Source organism: Ralstonia sp. VS2407 (assembly GCF_052950655.1).
On the sequence record NZ_JBRFVG010000120.1, the window covers coordinates 1 to 543 of the forward strand.

The 543-nt window shown below is 35.5% G+C and carries 1 pseudogene; it reads left to right on the top strand.

Annotation, left to right across the window (positions count from 1 at the left end):
• Positions 1–482: pseudogene (locus tag ACU8YE_RS24165) on the top strand (IS256-like element IS256 family transposase); the annotation flags it as partial.
• Between the last annotated feature and the right edge of the window lie 61 nt (positions 483–543).

Consider the following 543-nt stretch of genomic DNA (forward strand, 5'->3'; position numbering starts at 1 on the left):
TTTCTGATGCGCACAAAGGATTAGTCTCTGCCATTAGAAAATCCTTCACCAACGTAAGTTGGCAAAGATGCCAAGTTCACTTCCTAAGAAATATCTTTACCACCATTCCTAAAAAAAATTCAAAATCTTTCAGAGAAGCTGTTAAAGGAATTTTTAAGTTCACAGATATTAACTTAGCGCGTGAGGCTAAAAATCGATTGATTCATGATTATATCGATCAACCAAAATATTCAAAAGCTTGCGCATCATTGGATGATGGATTCGAAGACGCCTTTCAATATACCGTACAAGGAAATTCCCACAATCGACTAAAGAGTACCAATCTAATTGAACGACTGAATCAAGAAGTACGCAGAAGAGAAAAGATTATTCGCATCTTCCCCAATCAAACATCAGCCAATCGCTTAATTGGAGCCGTTCTTATGGACCTACATGATGAATGGATTTATTCTTCAAGAAAATACATCAATTTTGATAAGTAGAAATGGTAAAAACATTGTATAGCATTTTACACAGGAGTCTGGACTTGACTAAGTTTTCTCT